General features: G+C 74.6%; 21 protein-coding genes. 6 read left to right on the forward strand and 15 right to left on the reverse strand.

Annotation, left to right across the window (positions count from 1 at the left end):
• Window positions 1–12 precede the first annotated feature (12 nt).
• The 7 genes from AB0442_RS08920 to AB0442_RS08950 form a co-directional block, all read right to left on the reverse strand.
• Window positions 13–1,293 (reverse strand): geranylgeranyl reductase family protein, encoded by a 1,281-nt coding sequence (locus AB0442_RS08920; RefSeq protein ID WP_363540902.1) that lies wholly within the window; start codon window positions 1,291–1,293, stop codon window positions 13–15.
• A 78-nt stretch (window positions 1,294–1,371) separates the two neighbouring features.
• A complete protein-coding gene (locus tag AB0442_RS08925) occupies window positions 1,372–2,064 on the reverse strand; it encodes a demethylmenaquinone methyltransferase (protein ID WP_030268961.1) in 693 nt (230 codons plus the stop codon).
• 139 nt (window positions 2,065–2,203) lie between these two features.
• Complete coding sequence (locus AB0442_RS08930; protein WP_363540866.1) at window positions 2,204–2,782, reverse strand: hypothetical protein; 579 nt, start codon at window positions 2,780–2,782, stop codon at window positions 2,204–2,206.
• Between the two features lie 179 nt (window positions 2,783–2,961).
• On the reverse strand, window positions 2,962–3,570 hold the full coding sequence (locus tag AB0442_RS08935; protein WP_366161705.1) for a hypothetical protein: 609 nt from the start codon (window positions 3,568–3,570) through the stop codon (window positions 2,962–2,964).
• A complete protein-coding gene (gene mqnC / locus AB0442_RS08940; RefSeq protein ID WP_344626418.1) occupies window positions 3,570–4,784 on the reverse strand; it encodes a cyclic dehypoxanthinyl futalosine synthase in 1,215 nt (404 codons plus the stop codon). The genes AB0442_RS08935 and mqnC overlap by 1 nt, the downstream gene beginning before the upstream one ends.
• Window positions 4,785–4,918: 134 nt before the next feature.
• Entirely contained in the window at window positions 4,919–6,517 is a 1,599-nt protein-coding gene (locus tag AB0442_RS08945; RefSeq protein WP_366161706.1) for a serine/threonine-protein kinase, read from the reverse strand.
• A gap of 72 nt (window positions 6,518–6,589) precedes the next feature.
• The gene (locus AB0442_RS08950) at window positions 6,590–7,474 is read right to left on the reverse strand and encodes a menaquinone biosynthesis protein (protein WP_366161707.1); all 885 of its coding nucleotides are present in this window, start codon (window positions 7,472–7,474) and stop codon (window positions 6,590–6,592) included.
• A 350-nt stretch (window positions 7,475–7,824) separates the two neighbouring features.
• Here AB0442_RS08950 and AB0442_RS08955 point away from each other — a divergent pair, with 350 nt between their 5' ends.
• Both AB0442_RS08955 and AB0442_RS08960 read left to right on the forward strand, forming a co-directional pair.
• Window positions 7,825–8,028, forward strand: a complete 204-nt coding sequence (locus AB0442_RS08955; RefSeq protein WP_030268950.1) for a cold-shock protein — start codon at window positions 7,825–7,827, stop codon at window positions 8,026–8,028.
• Between the two features lie 416 nt (window positions 8,029–8,444).
• Window positions 8,445–9,584 carry an Ig-like domain-containing protein gene (locus AB0442_RS08960; protein ID WP_366161708.1) on the forward strand — a complete coding sequence of 380 codons (1,140 nt, stop codon included), beginning with the start codon at window positions 8,445–8,447 and terminating at the stop codon, window positions 9,582–9,584.
• Window positions 9,585–9,676: 92 nt separating this feature from the next.
• Here the strand turns inward: AB0442_RS08960 and AB0442_RS08965 are convergent, their stop codons facing one another.
• Together AB0442_RS08965 and AB0442_RS08970 are read right to left on the reverse strand one after the other, a co-directional pair.
• On the reverse strand, window positions 9,677–11,731 hold the full coding sequence (locus AB0442_RS08965) for a glycosyl hydrolase family 28-related protein (RefSeq protein WP_366161709.1): 2,055 nt from the start codon (window positions 11,729–11,731) through the stop codon (window positions 9,677–9,679).
• Window positions 11,732–11,971: 240 nt separating this feature from the next.
• A complete protein-coding gene (locus AB0442_RS08970) occupies window positions 11,972–13,279 on the reverse strand; it encodes a dicarboxylate/amino acid:cation symporter (RefSeq protein ID WP_366161711.1) in 1,308 nt (435 codons plus the stop codon).
• Window positions 13,280–13,623: 344 nt separating this feature from the next.
• Between AB0442_RS08970 and AB0442_RS08975 the strand changes: the two genes are divergently transcribed.
• Window positions 13,624–14,832, forward strand: a complete 1,209-nt coding sequence (locus AB0442_RS08975) for an MFS transporter (protein WP_344622491.1) — start codon at window positions 13,624–13,626, stop codon at window positions 14,830–14,832.
• 51 nt (window positions 14,833–14,883) lie between these two features.
• On the opposite strand, the gene AB0442_RS08980 is transcribed toward AB0442_RS08975, so the two are convergent.
• The 5 genes from AB0442_RS08980 to AB0442_RS09000 form a co-directional block, all read right to left on the reverse strand.
• Window positions 14,884–15,882, reverse strand: coding sequence for a LacI family DNA-binding transcriptional regulator (locus AB0442_RS08980; protein ID WP_366161712.1), 999 nt, complete (start codon window positions 15,880–15,882; stop codon window positions 14,884–14,886).
• A gap of 2 nt (window positions 15,883–15,884) precedes the next feature.
• Window positions 15,885–16,214 (reverse strand): DUF4229 domain-containing protein, encoded by a 330-nt coding sequence (locus AB0442_RS08985; RefSeq protein ID WP_366161714.1) that lies wholly within the window; start codon window positions 16,212–16,214, stop codon window positions 15,885–15,887.
• 116 nt (window positions 16,215–16,330) lie between these two features.
• A complete protein-coding gene (locus AB0442_RS08990; RefSeq protein WP_366161716.1) occupies window positions 16,331–16,813 on the reverse strand; it encodes a GNAT family N-acetyltransferase in 483 nt (160 codons plus the stop codon).
• A gap of 122 nt (window positions 16,814–16,935) precedes the next feature.
• On the reverse strand, window positions 16,936–18,246 hold the full coding sequence (locus AB0442_RS08995; protein ID WP_363540856.1) for an MFS transporter: 1,311 nt from the start codon (window positions 18,244–18,246) through the stop codon (window positions 16,936–16,938).
• A gap of 96 nt (window positions 18,247–18,342) precedes the next feature.
• Complete coding sequence (locus tag AB0442_RS09000; protein ID WP_366161717.1) at window positions 18,343–19,596, reverse strand: MFS transporter; 1,254 nt, start codon at window positions 19,594–19,596, stop codon at window positions 18,343–18,345.
• Window positions 19,597–19,682: 86 nt separating this feature from the next.
• Here AB0442_RS09000 and AB0442_RS09005 point away from each other — a divergent pair, with 86 nt between their 5' ends.
• A complete protein-coding gene (locus AB0442_RS09005) occupies window positions 19,683–20,759 on the forward strand; it encodes a helix-turn-helix domain-containing protein (RefSeq protein ID WP_366161718.1) in 1,077 nt (358 codons plus the stop codon).
• Between the two features lie 296 nt (window positions 20,760–21,055).
• On the opposite strand, the gene AB0442_RS09010 is transcribed toward AB0442_RS09005, so the two are convergent.
• Window positions 21,056–21,529 carry an ATP-binding protein gene (locus AB0442_RS09010; RefSeq protein ID WP_366161720.1) on the reverse strand — a complete coding sequence of 158 codons (474 nt, stop codon included), beginning with the start codon at window positions 21,527–21,529 and terminating at the stop codon, window positions 21,056–21,058.
• 581 nt (window positions 21,530–22,110) lie between these two features.
• On the opposite strand from AB0442_RS09010, the gene AB0442_RS09015 reads away from it, so the two are divergent.
• Window positions 22,111–22,743: a sigma factor gene (locus AB0442_RS09015; RefSeq protein WP_366161722.1), complete on the forward strand. Its 633-nt coding sequence runs from the start codon at window positions 22,111–22,113 to the stop codon at window positions 22,741–22,743.
• Entirely contained in the window at window positions 22,740–23,852 is a 1,113-nt protein-coding gene (locus AB0442_RS09020; RefSeq protein WP_366161724.1) for a zf-HC2 domain-containing protein, read from the forward strand. Before AB0442_RS09015 ends, AB0442_RS09020 begins: the two co-directional genes overlap by 4 nt.
• Window positions 23,853–23,887 lie beyond the last annotated feature (35 nt).

The following is a 23,887-nucleotide window of genomic DNA, read 5'->3' on the forward strand; positions in this document are numbered from 1 at the left end:
GCGGCCGGGCCGTCAGGCGCGGGGCGCGACCTTGGTGAGGCCGTTGATGATGCGGTCCATGGCGTCGCCGCCCTGCGGGTCCGTCAGGTTGGCGAGCAGCTTCAGCAGGAACTTCATCAGGACGGGGTGGGTGAGGCCGCGTTCGGCCGCGGTCTGCATGATCTTCGGGTGGCCGAGCAGCTTCACGAAGACCCGGCCCATCGAGTAGTAGCCGCCGTAGACCTCCTTGAGGATCTGCGGGTAGCGCTGCAGGGCGCGCTCGCGGCCGGCGTCGGTGACCCGGGCCGTCGCCTGGACGATGACGCCCGCGGCGATCTGGCCGGACTCCATGGCGTAGGCGATGCCCTCGCCGTTGAACGGGTTGACCATGCCGGCGGCGTCGCCGACCAGCAGCAGTCCGCGGGTGTAGTGCGGCTGCCGGTTGAAGGCCATCGGCAGGGCGGCCCCGCGGATCGGGTCGGTCATGTTCTCGGGGGTGTAGCCCCACTCCTCGGGCATGCTCGCGCACCAGCTCTTCAGCACCTCGCGCCAGTTGAGGTCGCCGAAGGCGGGCGAGGAGTCGAGGATGCCGAGGCCGACGTTGCTGGTGCCGTCGCCCATGCCGAAGATCCAGCCGTAGCCGGGCAGCAGCTTGCGCTGGCCGTGCCGGGTGTCCCAGAGCTCCAGCCAGGACTCCAGGTAGTCGTCGTCGTGCCGGGGCGAGGTGAAGTACGTCCGGTAGGCGACGCCCATCGGGCGGTCCTCGCGGCGGTGCAGGCCCATCGCGACCGACAGCCGGGTGGAGTTGCCGTCCGCGGCGACGACCAGCGGGGCGCGGAAGACGACCGGGCGCTTCTCGTCGCCGAGCTTGGCGGTGACGCCGGTGATCCGGCCGGTGCGCTCGTCCAGCACCGGGCCGGTGACGTTGCAGTTCTCGTACAGCCGGGCGCCGGCCTTGGAGGCCTGACGGGCCAGCAGCTCGTCGAAGTCGGCGCGCTTGCGGACGAGGCCGTAGTCCGGGAAGGCGGAGAGCTCCGGCCAGTCGAGCTCCAGCCGGACGCCGCCGCCGATGATCCGCAGGCCCTTGTTGTGCAGCCAGCCGTTCCCGGTGGAGACGTCGATGCCCATGTCGACGAGCTGCTTGGTGGCGCGCGGGGTCAGGCCGTCGCCGCAGACCTTCTCCCGCGGGAACTCGGTCTTCTCCAGCAGCAGGACGTCCAGTCCGGCCTGCGCCAGGTAGTACGCGGTGGTGGAGCCGGCCGGGCCCGCGCCGACCACGATGACGTCGGCGGTGGCCTCGACGGTGCCGCTCAGGTCGATGGCGGTCTCGGACACGGGCACACTCCTGCGCTGGAACGGCGGACGGCTGGCTGGACTGAGTGTAGCCAGCGCTTACGCGCGGAAACCCCGGTGCAGGGCCACGATGCCGCCGGTGAGGTTGCGCCAGGCGACCTTCGACCAGCCGGCCTGCTGCAGCTTGGCGGCCAGCTCGGGCTGGTCGGGCCAGGAGCGGATGGACTCGGCGAGGTAGACGTAGGCGTCCGGGTTGCTGCTGACGGCGGAGGCGACCGGCGGCAGGGCGCGCATCAGGTACTCGGTGTAGACCGTGCGGAAGGGCGTCCAGGTCGGCGTGGAGAACTCGCAGATGACGATCTTTCCGCCGGGCTTGGTGACCCGGTGCATCTCGCGCAGCGCCGCGTCGGTGTCCTGCACGTTGCGCAGCGCGAAGGAGATGGTGACGGCGTCGAAGGTGGCGTCGGCGAAGGGCAGCTTGGTCGCGTCGCCCGCGGTCATCGCCAGCTCCGGGTGGCGCTGCTTGCCCTCGGCGAGCATGCCGGTGGAGAAGTCGCAGGGCACCACCTTGGCGCCGGCCTCGGCGAACGGCAGCGAGGAGGTGCCGGTGCCGGCCCCCAGGTCGAGGACCAGCTGGCCGGGCTCGGCCGCGACCGCGTCGGCGACCGCCCGCCGCCAGGCCCGGGCCTGGCCGAGCGAGAGCACGTCGTTGGTGCGGTCGTACTTGGCCGCGACGTCGTCGAACATGGCGGCGACTTCGTGGGGCTGCTTGTCCAGGGAGGCTCGGGTCACGCCCCCATTGTTCACCCTGGTGGCACCGGCCCGGGCAACGGGTGCACGTCGGAGTGCCGTGCCCCCGGCGGCGGCCGGGTGCTTCGCGGCGGAACGGACCGGCACGAGGGCCCGCCGGTGCCGTCGGCGCCCCTCGGGGTCACCCCTGGGGCCGGCCCCGGCGGCCGCCCTTGCGGCGGCGGCGGGACCGCTTGCCGTGGGTGAGGGCGGGCATGCCCTCGGCGGCCAGCACCACGGTGGTGCGGACCCGGGCGCCGCCCTCCCGGGCCGGGCGGGTGCGGCGGTGGCGCAGGATGCGGACCAGGCACAGGCCGAGGAGGAGCAGGGCGACCGGCACGCTGGTGCGGGCCAGGGTGATGCCGACCGGCTGCGGGTAGCGGTTGCCGCAGACCCGGACGGCGGCCGGGTCGTCCGCGGCGTGCTCCAGGCAGACCCGGTCGCCGACCACGGCGCCCTCCGGCAGCCACAGGTCGGCGGCGCTGAGGCGGCGGCCCTCGGCGGTGTAGACGACCTCGCTGTAGCTGCCGCTGCCGCCGGGCAGCTGGGTGACGGTGCCCTGGACGCGGACGGGGTTGGCGGTGATCCGGTCGGCCTGGTCGGCCTGCCGCCAGCCGAGCAGGCACATGCCGAGGGCGAGCACGGCGCTCAGCACGGCCCCGAGGTACCAGCCTCGGCCCAGCCGGGGGGCTGGCTGGTGGGGGGCGGTGGCGGGTCGCATCGGTCCTGTCCTGGCGGCCGGGGCCCGGTGGGGGCCCGGTGGTGAGGGGCGCCCCTGGGACGGTGCCTGAGGGGCTGTCCGGGATCGTAGCCGCTGGCGGTGCCTCAGGTCACGGCGGGATGTGTGCGGTTTGTACGACCTTTGCCGGGGCATGGCACTGCGGGAGGGACGGCGGCGTGTCAGCGGCCGCGGTGGAGCAGCCGTCCGCCGAGCACGGTGGCCAGGCAGCAGCCGGCGCCGGAGCGTTCCAGTTCGGCGGCCGAGCCGGCGGCGAAGACGGCGAAGTCGGCCGGGCCGCCCGCCCGCAGCGGGCGGTGGACGGCCTCGGCGAGGCTGCGGCCGGCGAGCGGGTCGAGCCCGCCGTCGGCGCCGTCGCCGGGGACGGCGGCCAGCCCGGAGCGGGCCACCGCGGTGCGCACGGCGGGGTGGGCGAAGGGCCCTGCGACGGCGGTGGTGCCGTGGCCGAGCATCCGCTGCAGGCCGCGCCGGGCGGAGCCGCCGCGCCGTTCGTCGGAGACGTTGAGGACGAGCGGCTCCGCACCGAGCTCCTCGCGCGGGTCGGGGTGGTAGCGCCGCTCCAGCTGGCAGGCCCCGTACGGGTTGAGCAGGCCGGGCACGAGCAGGCCCGGCCACTCGCGCTGCCGGGCGGCGGCGTCCGGCCGGTCGGCGTAGGGGCCGACCCAGGCGACCAGGGCGCCGTCGACCAGCACCGCGCCGTCGGCGGTCGCCGGGGCCGCGGGGGCGGCCGGGTCGGCGATCAGCAGGGCGGCGCGGTGCAGGGTCAGCATCAGTTGGCCGAGAGGATCTTCAGCTCGGGGTGGGCGGTGCCGCCCTCGATCGCGGTGGAGGCGATGTGCGAGGCGACCCGGGGGTCGACCGGGTCGTTCGCCGGGTCGTCGAGCACGCGCAGGTGCTGGTAGGTGGTGGAGCGCTGCGCGGGGGTGCGGCCGGCCGCCCGGATGAGGTGGATCAGCTCGGTGAGGTTGGAGCGGTGCTTGGCGCCGGCCGCGGAGACGACGTTCTCCTCCAGCATCACGGAGCCGAGGTCGTCGGCGCCGTAGTGCAGCGAGAGCTGGCCGGCCTCCTTGCCGGTGGTGAGCCAGGAGCCCTGGATGTGGGCGACGTTGTCGAGGAAGAGCCGGGCGACGGCGATCATCCGCAGGTACTCGAAGACGGTGGCCTGGGTGCGGCCCTTCAGGTGGTTGTTCTGCGGCTGGTAGGTGTACGGGATGAAGGCGCGGAAGCCGCCGGTGCGGTCCTGCACGTCGCGGATCATCCGCAGGTGCTCGATGCGCTCGGCGTTGGTCTCGCCGGTGCCCATCAGCATGGTGGAGGTGGACTCCACGCCGAGGCCGTGCGCGGCCTCCATGATCTCCAGCCAGCGCTCGCCGGACTCCTTGAGCGGGGCGATCGCCTTGCGGGGGCGCTCCGGCAGCAGTTCGGCGCCGGCGCCGGCGAAGGAGTCCAGGCCCGCCCGGTGGATCCGGGTGATGGCCTCCTCGATCGTCACTCCGGAGATCCGGGCCATGTGCTCGACCTCGGAGGCGCCCAGCGAGTGGATGACCAGCTCGGGGAACTCGCCCTTGATCGCCGAGAAGGCCCGCTCGTAGTACTCCACGCCGTAGTCCGGGTGGTGGCCGCCCTGGAACATGATCTGGGTGCCGCCCAGCTCGACCGTCTCCGCGCAGCGGCGCAGGATCTCGTCGAGGTCGCGCGACCAGCCCTTGTCGCTCTTCGGCGGGACGTAGAAGGCGCAGAACTTGCAGGCCGTCACGCAGACGTTGGTGTAGTTGATGTTCCGTTCGATGATGTACGTCGCGATGTGCTCGACGCCGGCGTAGCGGCGGCGGCGCACGGCGTCCGCGGCGGCACCGAGGGCGTGCAGCGGCGCGGAGCGGTAGAGCTCCAGCGCCTCCTCGGGGGTGATCCGGCCGCCCGCGGCCGCACGGTCGAGGACGGCCTGCAGGTCGGCGGCGGGGGAGTCGAGGGTCTGCTCGGACACCTTGCGGGCCTACTTTCTTTCCAACGGCGGGCTGTCCGACGGCGGCACCGGCGGGCGGCGGGGCGTCTCCGGGACGGGAGGGCGCCCGGACGGCAGGACCGAACCAGCCTACGCCAGCCCTTTTCTGCGGCCCGTCACCCCTGCTTGGCCAGGTCGCCGGAGGGGTCCATGCCGAGCGGCGCGCCGCTCACCTGCAGGTGCAGCGAACCGCCGCCCGCCGGGGTGTAGGTCTGCTTCTCGGGTTCGCCGGTGCACCGCGGATCGTCGCCCACCGGGCGCTCCTGCAGCTCGATCCGGTCGGCAGAGGCCGTGAGCAGGGTGAGTTCGCCGCGGCAGACGGTGTCGCTGAAGGCGGACGCGTTGCTGGTGCGGCCGACCACCTCGCCGACCTTGCCCCGGCCGAACTCGACCCGGAAGGTGCTGGGCAGGCCGCCGACGCGGGTGGTGATGGTGCCCTGCCAGGTCCCGAGGTAGCCGGCCGGGAGGGTACCGGAGCCGCTGGCCCAGGCGGCCGGGGAGGACGGCGCCCCGGCCGGGGAGGACGGCTGCCCGCCGGAGGCGCCGCTCGCGCCGCCGGTGTCGGCGGGTCTGCTGGTGGCGGCGTCCTGGCTGCCGCGGTCCGGCTTCCCGGAGCCGGGCAGCGCCGCCCACAGGCCGCCGCCCGCGGCGAGCACCGCCAGCACGGCGAGCGGCACCGCCCGGCGGCGGCGCGGGCGGGCGGCGGCGGGCCGGTCGAGGGTGGTCGGGGTGCGGTCGTAGGGCGGGCCGTCCGGACCCGGCGGGCCGGGCGGGGGCACGGGGGCGGGGGCCGCGGCGGGGGCGGCCGGCTCGTCCGGGTCGTGCGCCTCCAGGTCGAGCAGTTCGACGGCGCTGCGGGCGACGGCGGCGGAGACGGCGGGCGGCAGCCAGTCCCCGGCGGCGGGGGACGCTGCGGGGGCCAGCAGGGCGCGCAGCGCGGCCGGGGTGGGCCGGTCGGCGGCGTCCTTGCGGAGGCAGGCCCGGACGGCCTCGCGCAGCGGGCCGGTGATCCCGCCGAGGTCGGGCTCCTCGTGCAGGACGCGGTAGAGCAGGACGGCGGCGCTGACGCCCTCGCCGAAGGGGGCGGTGCCGGTGGCGGCGAAGGCGAGCACGGCGCCGAGCGAGAAGACGTCCCCGGCGGGGCCGGCCGCCTCGCCGGCGGCCTGTTCGGGCGAGAGGTAGCCGGGCGAGCCGACCACGTACCCGGAGCGGGTGAGGGCGGTGGCGGCGTCCAGGGCGCGGGCGATGCCGAAGTCGATCAGGCGCGGGCCGTCCAGGGCGAGCAGCACGTTGGACGGCTTGACGTCGCGGTGCACCAGGCCGAGGGCGTGCACCTGCTCCAGGGCCTCGGCGAGGGCGGCGCCGAGGGTGTGCACGGCCGGGACGGGCAGCGGGCCGTGCCGGCGGACGGCGGCGTCCAGCGAGGGCCCGGCGACGTAGCCGCTGGCCACCCAGGGGTGGTCGCCCTCGGTGTCGGCGTCCAGCACCGGGGCCGTCCAGCGACCGCCGACCAGCCGGGCGGCCGCGACCTCCTGGCGGAACCTGGCCCGGAACTCGGGGTCGTCGGCGAGTTCGCCGCGCACCACCTTGACCGCGACCGTCCGGCCGCCGGCCGTGCGGCCCAGGTAGACCCGTCCCATGCCGCCCGCGCCGAGCCGGCGCAGCAGCCGGTACGAGCCGACCCGTGCCGGGTCCGAAGCACCCAGTGGTTCCATCCGCCCCCGCCTCCCGTCGGGCCCGGTGGGCCCCGCCGGACAGTACCAACCGGGGCCACCGCACGCCCGGTGTTACCCGGCGGCGGACACGGACTCCAGCAGGCGCACCGTCACGTCCGCGGCGAAGCCGCTGTCGTGGGCCACCCGGCGGGCGAACTCGGCGATGCCGGCGAGCTGGCGGCCGCCGAGCGAGTAGTCCAGGGCCTCGGTGAAGTACCGCTCCAGCAGCGGCGCTTCGAAGGACTCCCAGCGGGCGGCCTGCTCGGCGACCTTGCCGGCCTCGGTGAGGGAGAGGTCGCGGGACTCCAGGAAGGCGCGGTGCACGGCGGCGACGGTGCCGGGCTGCTGCTCGGCGTAGTCGCGGCGGGCGGCCCAGACGGCGAAGACGAAGGGCAGGCCCGTCCACTCCTTCCACATGGCGCCGAGGTCGTGGACGGCGAGGCCCTGGCGGGGGGCCTGTTCCAGGGAGGCGCGCAGGGCGGGGTCGCCGATGAGGACGGCGGCGTCGGCGCGGGCGAGCATCGCGTCGAGGTCGGGCGGGCTGGAGAAGTACTCGGGCCGGACGCCCTCGCGCTCCTCCAGCAGCAGGCGGGCGAGCCGGACGGAGGTGCGGCTGGTGGAGCCGAGGGCGACCGGGCGGCCGTCGAGGTCGGCGAGCGGGACCTTGCTGACGATCACGCAGGACATCACCGGGCCGTCGCTGCCCACGGCGATGTCGGGCAGCACGACCAGGTCCTCGGCGTGCCGCAGGTATTCGACGCAGGTGATCGGGCCGATGTCGAGGTCACCGGCGACCAGGCGGTCGCTGAGCTTCTCGGGGGTGTCCCTGGTGAGGTCGAGATCGAGGAGGTTGCCGGTCCGCGCGAGCCCCCAGTAGAGGGGCAAACAGTTGAGGAACTGAATATGTCCGACCCGGGGCCTTACCGCCGCCGAGCTGCCCGCTTCGCTACCGGTCACCGTGCGCTCCCTCTGATGTTCGTACTCTCCCCGCAGCGTATGCCTGCCGCGTTCAGGTCCCGACACCAGGCGGGCGACACACCGGCGCGCCCTTCGGTCACCCCTGGTCGGGGTCGCGCCCGCGTGCTAACGTCTCTTCCAGTTGCAGTTTGATTCCCCTTGCAGTACTTGAAGCCTGCGGAGCATGTAACCGCGGGCTTTTCGTAGTTTTTCAGCAGTTTCAGCGCAATTGAGCATTGATTGAGCACTGTGCGAAAAACTCCGGACCATACCGGAGGCAGGGCGATCAGCGCAGCGGACCGGAGGTCACACGGTGTGGCCTCCAATACGTCCCTCGCAAGGAGAACGGCATGGCTCAGGGAACCGTCAAGTGGTTCAACGCTGAGAAGGGCTTCGGCTTCATCGCCCAGGAGGGCGGCGGCCCCGACGTCTTCGTCCACTACTCCGCCATCAACTCGACCGGCTTCCGGTCGCTCGAGGAGAACCAGGCGGTCACCTTCGACGTCACCCAGGGCCCGAAGGGCCCGCAGGCGGAGAACGTCACCGCAGTCTGACGATCCTCTGATGATCTGATCGCTCCGGACCTCCGGGTCCGCCGGTGGCCACCCGGGCCGCCACACGAGCACGAAGCGCAGTACCAAGGGGGCCCGCCACGTCGTGGCGGGCCCCCTGCCTGTTCCGGCCCCGCTCCGCCCCGGCCCCGGCCGCGCGGTCCCGGACGCCGGGACCCGCACGGACGGGCGCACCCGCCCGTGCGGGAGCACTGCTCCGTCAGCCACCGGGCATCGCTCGATCGGGTGATCCTCGCCACGCTGCCGGGGCTGTTGTCGATTCGTGACCGGACGGTCTCCGCGGTGCGAAACTGCCGGGGCCCTTCGCGCGTCTATCGAAGGGAACACGGCGAAGGGGTGTGGCAGTGAAGCGGGCGGCAGGCAGGGTCGTGGCGGCAGCGGTGCTCGGTGGGGCTCTGGTGCTCACCACCGCGTGCAGCAGCGGCGGCGGTGGGGGTTCGTCCTCGGGCGCCGACAAGCAGGAGCAGAAGAAGTCCCAGGCCCAGCTGACCATCGAGCCGGCCAACGGCGCCACCAAGGTGAAGCCGTCCGGCGCGCTCAAGGTCGCGGTGGCCAACGGCAGGCTCACCACGGTCAAGGTGACGGGCAAGGACGGCAAGGAGGTCCCGGGCACGATCACCCCCGACGGCCTCGGCTGGACGCCCGCGCAGAACCTCGCCGTCTCCACCGAGTACAAGGTGACCGCCCAGGCCGCGGACGCCGCCGGCGTGGCCGCCACCTCGGAGAGCAGCTTCACCACCCTGACGCCCGCCAAGGGCGCCGGCCCGTACGACAACATCTCGGACAAGCAGACGTACGGCGTCGGCATGATCGTCTCGCTGAGCTTCAAGAAGGCCGTCGAGAACAAGGCGGCCGTCGAGAAGGCCGTCACCTTCGAGGCGTCCGACGGCACCGTGGTCAAGCCGCACTGGTTCGGCAACAACCGGGTGGACTTCCGCCCGGAGCAGTTCTGGAAGCCGCAGACCAAGGTCACCGTGCACTACCGGCTGAAGAGCGTCGAGACCTCCCCGGACGTGTACGGCGAGGTCGACAGCGACCAGAGCTTCACCATCGGCCGCTCCCGGGTCAGCGTCGCCGACGCCTCCACCCACCAGATGGTGGTCAAGGAGGACGGCAAGCCGGACGCCACCATCCCGATCAGCGCCGGCGCCAGCTCGCCCGCCTCGCAGAACACCTTCAACGGCACGATGGTGGTCATGGCCAAGGAGGGGACGACCGTCATGGACTCCTCCACCGTGGTCAACCACGAGGGCCCGGCCTACAAGGTCGAGATGCCGCACGCCCTGCGGCTCACCCCCACCGGCACCTACGTGCACGGCAAGTACGCCCCGGGCGTCTTCGGCCGCACCAACACCAGCCACGGCTGCATCGGTCTGGAGGACACCTCCGCCAAGGACGGCTCGCCGGGCTCGTCCGCCGGCCAGTTCTACGACGCCGCGATCGTCGGCGACCCGGTCACCGTGCAGAACTCGGTCGGTCAGCAGGTCCGGCCGGACAACGGCCTGAGCGGCTGGAACATCAGCTGGGACAAGTGGTGACGCGCTGACCCGAACGCCGTCGGGGCGTCCGTCCGGAGGGGGGATCCGGACGGGCGCCCCGATGTCGTCTCAGGGGTGGTTCCCGCGCTTCGTCACCAGGCGGACGGCGCCGGCGGGGCGACCACCGGCGGGCGGTCGTCGCAGGTGATGGTGTTGGGCAGCTCCCAGGGGGCGAGCCAGGCGCCGGTGGTGCCGCCGCCGTCGTTGCCGCCGAGGTCGGTCACCGAGAACTCGGAGCCGGCCGGGGTGAAGTGGAAACTGCCGCAGTTGTTCACGCCGACCGCGCCGACGTTGCGGGCGTCCACGTTCTCGAAGTCGGCGGAGCCGGCCGCCCGGGCGCTGAGCACCGAGGTGCCGGTGCCGTCGACCCGGATGTCCTTGAAGTGCAGGCCGGTGACCTCGTAGAGGTCCTTGACCGGCCAGTCGGCCACCACCGTCACCGCGTTGTAGGTGCTGTCGAGGAAGTGGTCGCCGGTCACCCGGACGTCCGCGGCGATGTCCTTCTCCAGCGCGTAGAACCAGATCGCGCCGAGGCCGATCTTCCAGTTCAGCTCGTAGGTGCCGGAGCGGACGGTGGTGTTGTCGGTGATCCACAGGTGCCCGGCGAACGGCTCGGCGCCGAACCGGGAGCCGACGTGGATCGCGCTCCCCTCGCGGACCGGGTCGGCGACCAGGTTCCCGGAGACGGTGTTGTCGGTGCCGCCGTAGATCGCGATGCCGTTGGCCAGCACCGGCGACTGCACGGTGTTGTGGTCGAAGGTGTTGCGGGCGTCCGCGGTCTTCTCGGACCACATGGCGAGGCCGTCGTCGCCGGTGTTGCGGACGAGGTTGTGGGAGACCACCGAGTCGGTGACGCCGGTGTGGAAGTTCAGGCCGTCGGCGATCTGGTCGGTGATCACGTTGCGGGTCACCTCGAGGTTCTTCATCGGCCCGTCGAACCAGAGGCCCACCTTGGTGTGGTGGATGTACAGGCCCTCGATCACCGAGTCGCTCATCGCGCCGCCGATGCCGTTCACCTGGTCGGTGTCGATCCGCTCGCGGACGTCGCCCTCGATCGCGAAGCCGGACAGGTGGACGTTGCGGCTGCCGCCCGCGGCGGCGTCCTTGCCGTAGAAGCCGACGCCGGTGTGCACCGATCCGTCGGGCGCCTGGGTCGCCAGGTCGACCTGGTGCCCCTTGACGATCGTGTACCAGCTGCCGGCGCCCTCGATCGTCACGTCGTCGACCACGATGTGCCGGTTGACCTGGTAGGTGCCCGGCGGCAGGTAGACCGGCAGGCGGACCCGGCGGGCGAAGGCGATCGCCCGGTCCAGCGCGTCCGCGGAGTCGCGGCGGCCCGTCGGGTCGGCGCCGAAGGCGAGCACGTCGGCGGCGGCGAGGTTCACGTGCGGGGCGGCGACGAGCTCGGAGTCGAGCAGGTCGACCACCGTCCAGGCGGCCTTGCTGCCCTGCGGCACCGTCAGCCGCACGGTCTCGCCGGCCTTGTGGGTGCGGCCGAGCAGCAGGCGCTGCTCGTCGTAGAAGCGGGTGGGCCGGAAGGGCTCGGCGATCTCCGGGGCCGGGGTGGTGGCGCTCGGCACGCAGGAGCACTCGGTGATCCACCAGTCCGGGTGCAGCAACCCGGCCTGCGGGTCGTTGCTGAACGGGTACTGGTTGTAGAGCCAGGAGTACTGCGAGGTCAGCGTCATGGTGCTGTGCTTGCGGCCGTTCACCGCGACGTCCAGCGGCGCGGTGGTGCCGCCGCCGCCCGGGGCGTCCGGGATGCTGTAGCGCACGGTGATCGCGTTGGCCGCGGCGGGCAGGGTGAACTCGACGTACTGGCCGGGCGTCAGCTTCACCGCGGACCGGCCGGAGGCCTCCGAGGGCAGGGTGTAGGCGGTGCGGTCCGGGCCGATCACCGTGCCGGTGCTCCGCGCGTTCTCGGCCTCCTGCTCGGCCGCGCCCAGGTCGGCGCCGCGGCCCGCGACCAGTGCGGGTGCCAGGCCCGCCCGCGTCACGACGGCCCCGGCGGCGGGCCTCCCGGTGTCGGCGGCGGCCGGCCCGGCGTAACCGACGGTGGCCGCGGTCACCGCCGCCAGCACGGCCGCGGCACGTCGCGGCGGCCCGCCGGCCCGGTGCGTCGCAGCTCCTCTGATGCTCCGTGACATCGCTTGCTCGTTTCTCTCGGGGTGGTGGCGGCCGTGGTCGCCCGCGGCGGAGCGTAGGGCTGCGGCACTCCACCCCACAAGATGAGTGCAAGTAATTTTCGAAGATCTGTTGATTTGATGCAGAACAGGAGATCAATTCTTGCGGCCGCCCGAGGGCGCCGAGAGAACGCCCCGAGCAGGCCGAGGCCCCTCCCCCGGTGCGGGGAAGGGGCCTGGGCGGGAGGCGGGCGGTGTTCGGCGTCAGGCCGCGGCGGCCACCGGCTCGGCGGACCGGGCGGGCTCCGGCTCGGCCAGCAGGTCACCGGTGGGGTTGTCGTACGCCGTGCGGTCCAGCGTCTTCTCGCGGGCCGCGACCAGGATCGGCACGACCGCCTGGCCGGCCACGTTGGTGGCGGTGCGGACCATGTCGAGGATCGGGTCGATCGCCAGCAGCAGTCCGACGCCCTCCAGCGGCAGGCCGACCGTCGACAGGGTGAGGGTCAGCATGACGATCGCGCCGGTCAGGCCGGCCGTCGCGGCGGAGCCGATCACCGAGACGAAGGCGATCAGCAGGTAGTCGCCGATGCCGAGGTGGATGCCGTACACCTGGGCCACGAAGATCGCGGCCAGCGAGGGGTAGATCGCGGCGCAGCCGTCCATCTTGGTCGTGGCCCCGAACGGAACGGCGAACGACGCGTACTCGCTCGGGACGCCGAGGCGCTCGGTGACCCGGCGGGTGACCGGCAGGGTGCCGACCGAGGAGCGGGAGACGAAGGCCAGCTGGATGGCCGGCCAGGCGCCGCGGAAGAAGTGCACCGGGTTGAGGCCGCCGGCGAAGCGCAGCAGCAGCGGGTACACGGCGAACAGCACGATCGCGCAGCCGACGTAGACGTCGGCGGTGAGCGTGGCGAACGGGGCGAGCAGGTCCCAGCCGTACTTGGCGACGGACTTGCCGATCAGGCCGAGGGTGCCGAGCGGCGCCAGTCTGATGACCCACCAGAGCGCGGTCTGGGTGAGGTCGAGGACGGACTCGGCGAGCCGGCGGACGGGCTCGGCCTTCTCCCCGATCTTCAGCACGGCGGCGCCGGTGACGACGCCGAGGAAGACGATCTGGAGGACGTTCACCTCGACGAACGAGGTGGCGATGTTCGTCGGGACGATGCCGGTGAGGAAGTCCACCCAGCTGCCGGCCTCCTCCGGGGCCTTGAGGCCCTCGGTGGAGAGGCCGGCGCCGCGGCCGGGGTCGGTGAGCAGGCCGAGGCCGAGGCCGACCGCGACCGCGATCAGCGAGGTGGCGAGGAACCAGAGGAGGGTGCGGACGGCGAGCCGGGCGGCGTTGGCGACGTTCCGCAGGTTGGCGACGCTGACCACGATGGCGGTGAAGACCAGCGGCGGGACGGCCAGTTTCAGCAGCTGGACGAAGGTCTTGCCGATGGTGTCGAGGGTGGTGGTGAGCCAGGCGACGTCGCCGGCGCGGGCGATCCAGCCGAGCAGCAGGCCGAGGGCGAGGCCTCCGGCGATCTGCGCCCAGAAGGGGGTGCGGCGGACTGCGGACAGGGGTCCGGGCATGGGATGCGACTCCGGGGGTCGGGTGGCAGACGGGGGAGGTCGGACACGGCGGCACGCGCGGGGTCCGTCCGGGCGGGGGCCGCGGAGGAACCGTCAGGAGAGGCGTGCCGCCCCGGTACAGCCGCAGGCGCGGCGGGCGCGCGGGCAGGCGCAGCGGCGGACGGGCGGGGTGCCCGGTCCGTCCTGGAGTGCGCCTGCGGTGGTCATGGCCGGAACGTTAGCAGTAAACATTTGAGATGTTCAAAGTATTGGTTTGAGCTATGGCCGCGAACCAGCCAGACCGGACGGGGGCCGGGCCCGCCGCGGATTGACCGAGCGGAGTGGTTATACGTATAACTTCAGGTATGGGCTACATCGCGCTGCTCCGCGCCCCGCACGTCACCCGGCTGCTCCTCGGCACCCTGCTCGGCCGGCTCCCCGCCGGCATGACCGGCCTGGTGATCGCCCTCGCCCTGCGCGAGGCCGGCGCGCCGTACAGCCGGATCGGCCTCGCCACCGCCGCCTACGCCGTCTCCGCCGCGATCGGCGGCCCGGTGCTCGGACGGATCGTCGACCGCACCGGCCAGCCCCGGGTGCTGCTCACCACGGCCCTGGTCGCCGGCCTCGGCTACGCCCTGCTCGCCCTCGCCCCCGGCTCCGCGGTCGCCGCACCGGCCGGCGCCGCGCTCGCCGGGCTCGCCATGCCGCCGCTCGAACCCTGCCTGCGGGCCCTGTGGCCCTCCGTGGTGGAGGAGGAGCAGCTCGACACCGCGTACGCCTTCGACTCCGCCTCCCAGCAGATCCTCTACGTGGCCGGTCCGCTCGCGGTGGCCGGGATCGCCGCCGGCTTCGGTCCGTCCACAGCCCTGTGGACGGCGGCCGCGCTCGGCCTGCTCGGCTCGCTGGTCGTCGCCACCGCCGCACCCGCCCGGGCCTGGCGGGCGCCCGCCCGCAGCGCCTCCGCCGGGCTCCTCGGACCGCTGCGCTCCCCCGGCCTCGTCCTGCTGCTGATCGGCCTGGCCGGCGCCGGCTGGACGGTCGGCGCCCAGAGCGTGCTGTTCATCGCCTACGCCGAGCAGCACCCCGGCGCACTGCCCGGCGGGGCCGGCCTGATGCTGGCCCTCGCGGCCCTCGGCGGCCTGCTCGGCGCGCTCGGCTACGGCGCCGTCCGCTGGCGGAGCACCACCGCCACCCGCACCTGGGTGATCGCGCTGCTGATGGCGGCCTCCTACCTGCCGCTGCTCGCGCTGCCTGGGCCGTGGGCGATGGCCGGGCTGTCGCTGCTCTCCGGGATCGGTCTGGCGCCGCTGCTGGCGGCTGCCTTCGTGCTGATCGCCGAACTGGCGCCGACCGGGACGGTCACCGAGGCCTTCGCCTGGCTGATCACGCTGTTCGCGACCGGCAACGCGGCGGGCTACGCGGTGTCCGGCGCCCTGGTCGAGGGCTCGCTGCTGCGGGTCGCGGTGTGCGCGGCGGCCGGGATCGGGGTCGGCGGGGTACTGCTGTTCGCCTGCCGCGGATGGTTCCGGCCCGCCGCGGCCGACGCCCCGGCCCGTACGGTCCTGGCGGCCTGACGGACCCTCACGCCGCCCCGCCCGGTGCGGGTGCACCGGGCGGGGCGGCGGTCAGACCGGGCGGGTGGAGGCGCGGACGACCAGGGTGGTGGGGAGTGGCGGGACGGCGCTGACCGGTTCTCCGGCGAGCAGCGCGGCGAGGGCGGCGACACCGGTGCGGCCGAGTTCCTCGCCGGGCAGGTCGACGGTGGTGAGCGGCGGGACGAGCAGGCCGGCCACCGGGATGTTGTCGATGCCGACCACCGACACGTCCTCGGGGATCCGCAGGCCCAGTTCGGCGGCGGCCTGGTACAGGCCGGAGGCGACCACGTCGTCGTCGCAGATCACCGCGGCCGGCCGGTCGGGCCGCTCCAGCAGCGTACGGGCGACCGCGCGGGCGGCCTCGGCGCCCTCGTTCAGGCTGACCCCGGCCTCGACGACCTCCAGGTCCGCGGCGGCGGCCTCGAAGCCGGCCTGGCGGGTGCGGAAGGTGTGCGCGGACAGGGTGGAGCGCAGATGGCCGATCCGGCGGTGGCCGCGGGCGGCGAGGTGTTCCACCGCGGCCCGCATGCCGGCCGCGACGTCGAGTTCGACGGTCGGGCGGCCCGGGCTGCGGGCCGGGTCGGCGTCGAGGAAGACCGCGGGGGTGTCGGCGGGGAGTTCACCGAGCTGGCTGTCGTCCGGCGAGCAGATCAGCAGGCCGTCGAAGCGGCCGGCGGTGGCGGCCTCGGCGAGGGTGGCGCCGTCCCAGCCGGAGGAGACGACCACGGCGAGGCCGCGCCGGTGGGCCTCCTCGTGAACACCGGAGAGCACCCGGCCGAAGAAGGGGCCGAGCAGGTTGGGCACCGCGAGCATCACCATGCCGCTGCGGCCGAGCCGCAGTTGGCGGCCGGCGGCCTGCGGCTGGTAGCCGAGGGTGCGGGCGGCCTCGCGGACGCGCTCGCGGGTGGCGTCGGAGACGCGGTGGCCGCCGGTACCGGAGAACACCAGGGAGACGGTGGCCTGCGAGACGCCGGCCAGCCGGGCCACGTCCCGCCCGGTGGGGCGGCGCGGCGGCGCGGGTTCGGCCAAGGTCAGTCCCGGACGGCGGCGCGGGCGGCGTCGTCGGCCGCGTCCTCCTCGGCGTTCTGGTCGGCGATCCGCTGCGCGGTGCGGGTGCGCATGCCGCCGACCTTGTCGACGATCTGCTCGGACATCGCGTCGCGCTGCTTGCTGAGCACGACGTAGCTGATCGGGGCGGACACCAGGAGCGCGAGCAGGATGAGGAAGACGACACCGCTGCTGCCGGCGACCGGGATCACGCCGAAGCGGCCGAGCAGCACGGCCACCAGCAGGCAGCCGAGGAAGATACTCGCCCGCAGGGAGGTGTAGCGGAGCGTGGCGTGCGACTTGCGGCTGCTCACGGGTGGCGTCCTTCGCGGCTGGGGTACGACGGGTGGCGCGGCGGGCCGCCGGGGGCGGCCTCCGCCGGGTGCCGGTCTCCCAGTGAAGCATGCCGGACGCCGGCGCCCGCACGGGGTCAGCCGATGTCGGGGCGGAGGTCCAGCCACATGGTGACGTCGTCCCGCTCGTCGCCGGACCCGACCCGGATCGCCCCGGGCACCCGGCCGACCTCCCGGTAACCGGAGCGGCCGTAGAAGGCCTCCAGGCCCTGGCCGCCGCGCAGGGTGAGCCGGAGCCCGGCGAGGCCCTCGGCGCGGGCGGTGCGCTCGGCCTCGGCGAGCAGGTCGGCGCCGTAGCCGCGGCCCTGCAGCCCGGGGTGGACCATGACCCGCTGGAGCATCCGCCAGTGGTCCATGAGGTCGAAGCGCACGGAGGTGAGGAAGAGGGCGGCGGCGAGCCGGCCGGTCGTGCGCCCCCGGCCGATCAGCAGCCGGTCGGGCCCGGCCGGGCGGAGCCCGGCGAACTGCTCCTCCTCGGCGGGCCGCACCCGGTCGGCGGTGACCGGGGGGACGAAGCCGACCGCGCCTCCGGCGTTGCTGACGTCCGTCCACAGCGCCACGAGCTCGGCGCGCAGCCCGGGGGGAGGGCGGGGTCCAGCGTGAAGGACAGTGTCATAGCCGAAGAGGCTATCCGCTCCTTACGACTGCCGCTCCTCGCTCCTCACGACGGTCGGCCGCGTCCTCAGGCGGCCGCGGCGACCGGCGCACCGCCCGTCCGGGCACCGCCGCGCAGGGCCAGGCAGAGCACCACGGCGACGGCGCACAGCCCGCCCGCCGCGTACCAGGCAAGGTCGTAGTCGCCGAACCGGTCGCGGACGACGCCGGCCAGCCCGGCGACCACGGCGGCGCCGATCTGGTGGGCCGCGAGCACCCAGCCGAAGACGATCGGCGCGTCGGCCCCGAAGTGGCGGCGGCAGAGCGCCACGGTGGGCGGCACCGTGGCGACCCAGTCCAGCCCGTAGAAGATCACGAAGGCCAGGATCGGGGGCTGCAGCGAGTGGCCGAACAGCTGCGGCAGGAAGAGCAGCGACAGGCCGCGCAGGCCGTAGTAGACGACCAGCAGCCGCCGGGAGTCGAAGCGGTCGGTGAACCAACCGCTGGCGATGGTGCCGGCCACGTCGAAGACGCCGACCAGGGCGAGCAGGCTCGCGCCGGTGGTCACCGGCATCCCGTGGTCGTGCGCGGCCGGGATGAAGTGCGTGCCGACCAGGCCGGCGGTGGTCGCACCGCAGATCGCGAAGGAGCCGGCCAGCAGCCAGAAGGCCCGCGACCGGGCGGCCTCCCGCAGCACCCGCAGCGAGCGGGCCAGCGCGCTGCCGTCGGTCACCGGCTCGGGCGGCTGCTCGGTGGCGCCGTACGGGAGCAGGCCGACGTCGGCCGGACGCTCGCGCATCAGCAGCAGGACGGGCACCGCGACGGCGGTCGCCGCCAGCGAGACCACGACGACAGCGGTGCGCCAGCCCTGGTGCTCGACCAGCGCGGCGAGCACCGGCATGAAGACCAGGTTGCCGGCCGCCCCGGCGGCGGTCAGCACACCGGTGACCAGTCCCTGCCGGGCCTGGAACCAGCGGCCGGTGACGGTGGTGGCGAAGGCGCCGGCCATCGACCCGCTGCCGAGGCCGACCAGCACGCCCCAGCAGAGGATCAGCTGCCAGCTCTCCGTCATCAGGACGGTGAGGCCGGCGCCGGTGGCGATGGTCAGCAGGGCGCTGACCACGATCAGGCGGATGCCGAAGCGGTCCATCAGCGCCGCGGCGAACGGCGCGGTCAGGCCGTACAGCGTGAGGTTGACCGAGACCGCGCTGCCGATGGTGGCGTGCGACCAGCCGAACTCGGCGTTCAGGGCGTCCATCATCAGGCCGGGCGCGGAGCGGAAGCCGGCCGAGCCGAGCAGGACGACCAGGGCGACGCCGGCCACCACCCAGGCGTAGTGCAGGCGGGGCGGGCGGGCGCCGGCGGGGGCGGCGGGTCTGCGGGTGCTCAGATCGGTCACCGGACGAGTGTCCCGGGCGGGGACGGCCGCGAACGAGTGGCCTGACTGCCAGCTTTCGTCAGGATCGGGCCAAACGGCCGGCCGCCCCGCCCCGGCTCAGCGGTCGGCCACCCGGCGCAGGTTCCGGATCGGCCGGACGAGCAGCAGTGTGGCGACCACCAGCACCGCGACCGCCGCACCCGTGAACAGCACCGCCCGCGGGCCGAAGGCCCCGGAGGCGGGGCCGGCCAGGGCGGAGCCGACCGGCGCCATGCAGACCGACCCGGCGACCTCGTAGGCGTGGATCCGGTTGAGCACCTCGGCCGGCACCTGGGTCTGCACGCTGGTGGCCCACATGACGCTCCAGAAGGTGGCGCCGACGCCGGTGACCAGGAAGCACACCGCGAGCACCGGCACGGGCAGCCCGAGGGCGATGCCGAGCGGGGTGAGCGGGAAGGCCAGCATCGCCAGCGCCCCGCCGCGCAGCGGGTGCTGCGGCCGGACGCGGATGGCGAGCAGTCCGCCGAGCACGGTGCCGGCCCCGAAGACGGCGTTCAGCACGCCGTACGCCGTGGAGCCGTGCGCGGGGACGATCAGGCCGGCGGCGATCGGCTGCAGCGGGCCGAAGCAGATCGCGCTGTGGAAGAACCAGATCACGATGACGCCCCACATCCAGGTGCGGGCGCGGAACTCGTGCCAGCCCTCGACCAGGTTCCGCCAGAGGCTGTCGCCGGGCGGCGGCGCCGGTGCCGGGCCGAGCCGCAGCGCGAGCAGGCAGCCGGCGCTCAGGGCGTAGGCGCAGGCGGCGACCACCATCACCCAGCCGGTGGCGGCGGCCCCCGCCAGCAGGCCGGCCACCGCCGGGCCGAGCAGGACGGTGAGCGCCTCGGAGGTGCGCAGCACCCCGTTGGCGCCGTGCACGTCGCGGGCGGTCAGCGGGACGGTGGAGGCGGCGCCGGGCTGGAACATCGCGGCGGCGGTGCCGGCCACCGCGAGCAGGGCGTACAGCTGCCAGAGCCGGTCGACGCCGGTGAAGAACAGCCAGGCCATCAGCACCCGGGTGGTCAGGTTGAGCAGGTCGGCGGCGATCATCAGCCGGCGCGCGGTGAAGCGGTCGGCGAGCACCCCGCCGATCAGCACCAGGCCGGCGAAGGGGGCCATCAGGAAGGCCATGGCGTAGCCGACGCTGCCGAGCGGGTGGCCGGCGCCGATCAGGCCGGCCGCGACGGCGACCGGGAGCATGGCATCGCTGAGCAGGCCGGAGCTGCGGGCGGTGAAGTAGAGCCGGAAGTTGCGGGTCCAGATGGCCGGTCCGGCATCCGGTGCGGGGGTGGTGACGGCCGGGGCGGGCGCGGGTCTCAGTTCGGGCACGACAGCAGTTTTGGTCCAGACCACTTCCGCGGGCCAGTGGTTTCCGGGTCACAATGTGGCACCGCCCCGCGCGAAGGGAGACCAGGATGGCAGGGGCCGCGCGGCAGCACCGGGTGGCGGTGCTCGCACTGGACCGGGTGATCGCCTTCGAACTGGCCATCCCGGCAAGGATCTTCGAGTCGGCCAAGGGCCCGGACGGAGTCCCGCTGTACCGGGTGGCCACCTGCACCGTGGACGGCGGGCCGGTCGCCACCAGCACCGACTTCCGGGTCGCGGTCGACCACGGCCCCGAACTCCTCGCCGAGGCCGACACCGTGGTCGTCCCGGCGCAGCAGGACGGTCCCGGCGACGTGGTGGACGGTGTCCTCGACCCGCGGATCGCCGCCGCCCTGGCGGTGATCCGCCCCGGCACCCGGCTGGTGTCGATCTGCACCGGCGCCTTCGTGCTGGCCGCGGCCGGCCTGCTCGACGGCCGCCCGGCCACCACCCACTGGGCGTACACCGAGCGCTTCGCCCGGATGTTCCCGCAGGTGCGGCTGGACCCGGACGTGCTCTTCACCGACGACGGCGACGTGCTGACCTCCGGCGGGGTCGCCGCGGGCGTCGACGTCTGCCTGCACCTGGTGCGCCGCGACCACGGCAGCGCGGTCGCCAACGCGGTGGCCAGGACCTGCCTGGTGCCGCCGTGGCGGGAGGGCGGGCAGAAGCAGTACGTGGCGACGCCCGGGCCCGACCCGCTGCAGGGCGGGTCCGGCACGGCCGCCGTCCGCGCCTGGGCGCTGGAGCACCTGGACCGGCCGCTGCCGCTGGGCGAACTGGCCGCCCGGGCGGGCACCAGCGTGCGGACCTTCACCCGGCGCTTCCGCGAGGAGACCGGGAGCAGCCCGGGCGAGTGGCTGGCGCTGCAGCGCACCGACCTGGCCCGGCGGCTGCTGGAGGAGACCGACCTGTCGGTGGACCAGGTGGCCCGGCGGGCCGGGTTCGGCACCGCGGCCTCGATGCGGCTGCACCTGCGCGGCCGGCTCGACGTCGCACCGAGCGCCTACCGGCGGACCTTCCGCACCACGGAGCCCGCGCCGCGCCGCTCGCCGGACGGTGCCCCGCCGCGCACGCCCCGAGCACGGCACGCCGGGACACCGCCCGAGCGGACGCGCGAGCCCTGAACCCGCGCGCCTGCGCTCCGCACTCGCCGAGGAGGCCTGCGGGCGGTCGGCAGCCGGTCCCCCTGATGTGCTGGCACCACCCGGGCTCCCCTCGGCGTCCCCTCGCGACGGAGCTGCACCCAAGCGTGATCAGTCGGATACGTCACGTCAATGGCTTGTCGTAAATTCGGCGAGGTTGCGGCGCATCGGCCGGAATGCGGAGCACGGCCGGGTCGGTGCGGGCGGCCCGTGCGCCCCGGGTGCACCGGTGCGGACGGCGGTCCCGGGCGGGGGCGCGGCCCGCGGACGCCGGGCGGTCAGAGCTGCCGGACGAGTGCGTCGAAGACGGGCACCGCGGCCGGGACGGGCGCCTCGGCGCCCGGGTCGATCTCGCACCAGACCCGCTTGCCGGAGCCCTCCGGGTACCAGCCCCAGCGCACGCAGAGCAGCTCGACCAGCTCCAGGCCGCGGCCGTTGGTGGCGTCCCGGCCGGCGTGCCTCGGGGCGGGCGCCGTCCGGCTGGCGTCGGCGACCTCGACCCGCACCGGCGATGAGGAGGCGTCAGGCGACGCGGCGTCGGCCACCGGCATGGTGAGTCTCAGCACGGCCGGACAGCCGGTGTGCACCACGGCGTTGGTGACGAGTTCGGAGACGACCAGCACCAGGGTCTCGGCGATCGGCGCGTCCGGGTCGAGCCCGTGCCCCTGAAGCCTGGTCCGTACCCACCGGCGCGCCCTGCCGACCTCCGCCGGGTCCGCCTGGACCGCCAGCTGCACCTGAAGTACCTGCACCGCTCCACCACCCGCACTCGGTAATCGGCCACCCACACCCTGCCGCCCGGCCCGGGCGGCAGCGCCTTCATCACACCGGTCGGCCGGCCGCGCTCGGCCGGTCTGCCTGGTCGGATTACCCATGGCTTCGACACGAATACGCCTCAGGATGATTCGACCGGGTGGTCGCAGCAAGCGCTTCGGGCATATTCCAGCGATCGGGGGACAGCTCGGTGCATACTGTCCCGCTCACCCTGACGAGCGTCGCACCGACGATCGTCCGGCCGGGTCGGGGCCTGTGCACGAGCACAACGACGGTACCGCCAGAGCGGCCGTCCGGGGCGCCCGCCACGAGCGAACCACCCTTCCCACATCTGTCCGAACCCGCCGTCGCCGCCGGGGTACCGGCAGGATCTGACGGGGTGGAACTTCCCGGCCCCTCATTTCCGCATTTCACCCGGCGGGTGCGCGGTCTTGGATACCGTGGTCGCAGGCATGGCCCGTCGGCCGGCGTGCCCGGGCGGGCGCGGTGCGGCCGGCGCCGGCGACACGCCGGGGAGAGCGGGGAGGGACACCCTCGTGAGCAGGGAGCGCGGCACCGCATGAGCAGTTCCGACGAACGTCTCGCGCTCCGCCTCGTCCGCGGCGAGGAGACGGCGCTCGGCGAGCTGTACGACCGGTTCGCGCCGCTCGTGCACGGCCTCGCGCTGCGCGTCCTCGACGACCAGGACGCCGCCGAACAGCTCACCCGCGACGTCTTCGCCCAGGTCTGGACGGACCCGGACCGCTGGCACCCCGAACAGGGCACCCTGCGCTCCTGGCTGGGCCGGCTCACCCACCGCGGCGCGGTGGCGCGGCTGCGCGAGGGCTGCGGCGACGAGCACGAGATCGCCGCCCGGTCCGCCGCCGCCGGCGCCCACCACGCCGTCGCCTCGCTGCCCGACCCGCTGCGCGAGGCCATCGCCCCCGGCCACCACGAGGGCCGCACCTACCGGGACACCGCCCGCCGGCTCGGGATCGGCGAGAGCGCGGCCAAGCACCGGATGCGGCTCGGCCTGCAACTGGTGGCCGGCGAACTCGCGGCCTCCCACGACGTGGCCCGCGACGGCCGCCACGGCGCCGTCCGCGGCGTCCGCGGCGCCGTCCGCACGGGCAGCCACGCGGACGCCCTGGACGGCGCCCGTCCGGAGCCGGTCCCGGAGCCCGTACCGGCGGCCGGACGGCCGGGACCGTGACGGCGCCCGGGCGGCACGAGGCGCTGCGCTCCCTGCTGGGGGCGTGGGCGCTCGGGGCCTGCCCGCGGGAGGAGGCCGCCGAGGTCGACCGGCACCTCGCCGGCTGCCCGGAGTGCGCCGAGGAGGCGGCCCGGCTGAGCCGTGCCGCCGCCGAACTCACCCCCGACGAACCGCTCGACCTCTCGGCGACGCTGCGCCGCCAGGTGCTCGACTGGTGCCTGGCCCGCCGCCCGGCGGAGCTGCCGATCCCGGCCTGGGCGGCCCCGTACGCCGCGGAGAGCGCCAAGCTGGACGCCCTGCTGAGCGACCTCGGCCCGGCCGAGTGGCAGGAGGTCGCCGAACTGCCGTGGCACGGCGGGGTGCAGCGCTGGCGGGCGGCCGAGGTGGTCTGCCACCTGACCGCGGTGGACGGCTACCTCGCCCGCACGGTCGGCCTGCCCGACCCGCTGGGCGGCGCCCGTCCGCCGGTGGTCGGGCGGCGTCCGCCGGCGCCCCGGGTGCCCGGGCAGGGCGGGCCCGCCGACGTGCTGGACCGCACCCTGGCCCTGATCACCGCGGCCGGCGGCGACGACCCGGAGCAGGTGCGCCTGCGCTGGCGGGGGCAGAGCCGTGAGCTGCTGCGGGCCGCCTCGGCGGGCGGCGGCGACGGCGGCGCTCCGGTGGACTACGGCTTCGCCGTGCTGCCGCTGCGCGACGCCTTCCTGGACCGCGCCTTCGAGTGCTGGATCCACGGCGACGACATCGCCCGCGCGGTGGACTACCCCTATCCGCCGCCCGCTCCGGCGCACCTGCACCGGCTGATCGACCTCGGGGCGCGGATACTCCCCCGGCTGTTCGCCGCCCGCCGGGCGCAGCCCGTCCCGGCCGGCTCGCCGGGACGCTCGCTGCGGCTGGTCATCGACGGGCCGGCGGCCGGCGAGTGGCTGATCCCGCTGGACGGGCCGGGCGGGCCCGCCGAGCCGGTCGCGGAGATGGCCCTGGACGGCCTGGAGTTCTGCTACCTGGCGGCGGCCCACCGCGACCCGGACCTGATCCCGGTCGGGCGGGAGGGCGACCGGGAGGCGATCCGGCAGGTGCTGCACGCGCTGCCGCTGCTCTCCCGGCCCTGACGGGCGCCGGGGTCGCGGGCCGGGCGCCCGGGCGG

Source organism: Kitasatospora sp. NPDC085895, from assembly GCF_040702125.1.
GTDB lineage: Bacteria > Actinomycetota > Actinomycetes > Streptomycetales > Streptomycetaceae > Kitasatospora > Kitasatospora arboriphila.

Coding starts and splice junctions, on each gene's coding strand:
- AB0442_RS08930 (WP_363540866.1), bottom strand. CDS start 2,782: ATGCGACCCGCCACCGCCCCCCACCAGCCAGCCCCCCGGCTGGGCCGA.
- AB0442_RS08935 (WP_366161705.1), bottom strand. CDS start 3,570: ATGCTGACCCTGCACCGCGCCGCCCTGCTGATCGCCGACCCGGCCGCC.
- AB0442_RS08945 (WP_366161706.1), bottom strand. CDS start 6,517: ATGGAACCACTGGGTGCTTCGGACCCGGCACGGGTCGGCTCGTACCGG.
- AB0442_RS08955 (WP_030268950.1), top strand. CDS start 7,825: ATGGCTCAGGGAACCGTCAAGTGGTTCAACGCTGAGAAGGGCTTCGGC.
- AB0442_RS08965 (WP_366161709.1), bottom strand. CDS start 11,731: ATGTCACGGAGCATCAGAGGAGCTGCGACGCACCGGGCCGGCGGGCCG.
- AB0442_RS08970 (WP_366161711.1), bottom strand. CDS start 13,279: ATGCCCGGACCCCTGTCCGCAGTCCGCCGCACCCCCTTCTGGGCGCAG.
- AB0442_RS08975 (WP_344622491.1), top strand. CDS start 13,624: ATGGGCTACATCGCGCTGCTCCGCGCCCCGCACGTCACCCGGCTGCTC.
- AB0442_RS09005 (WP_366161718.1), top strand. CDS start 19,683: ATGGCAGGGGCCGCGCGGCAGCACCGGGTGGCGGTGCTCGCACTGGAC.
- AB0442_RS09015 (WP_366161722.1), top strand. CDS start 22,111: ATGAGCAGTTCCGACGAACGTCTCGCGCTCCGCCTCGTCCGCGGCGAG.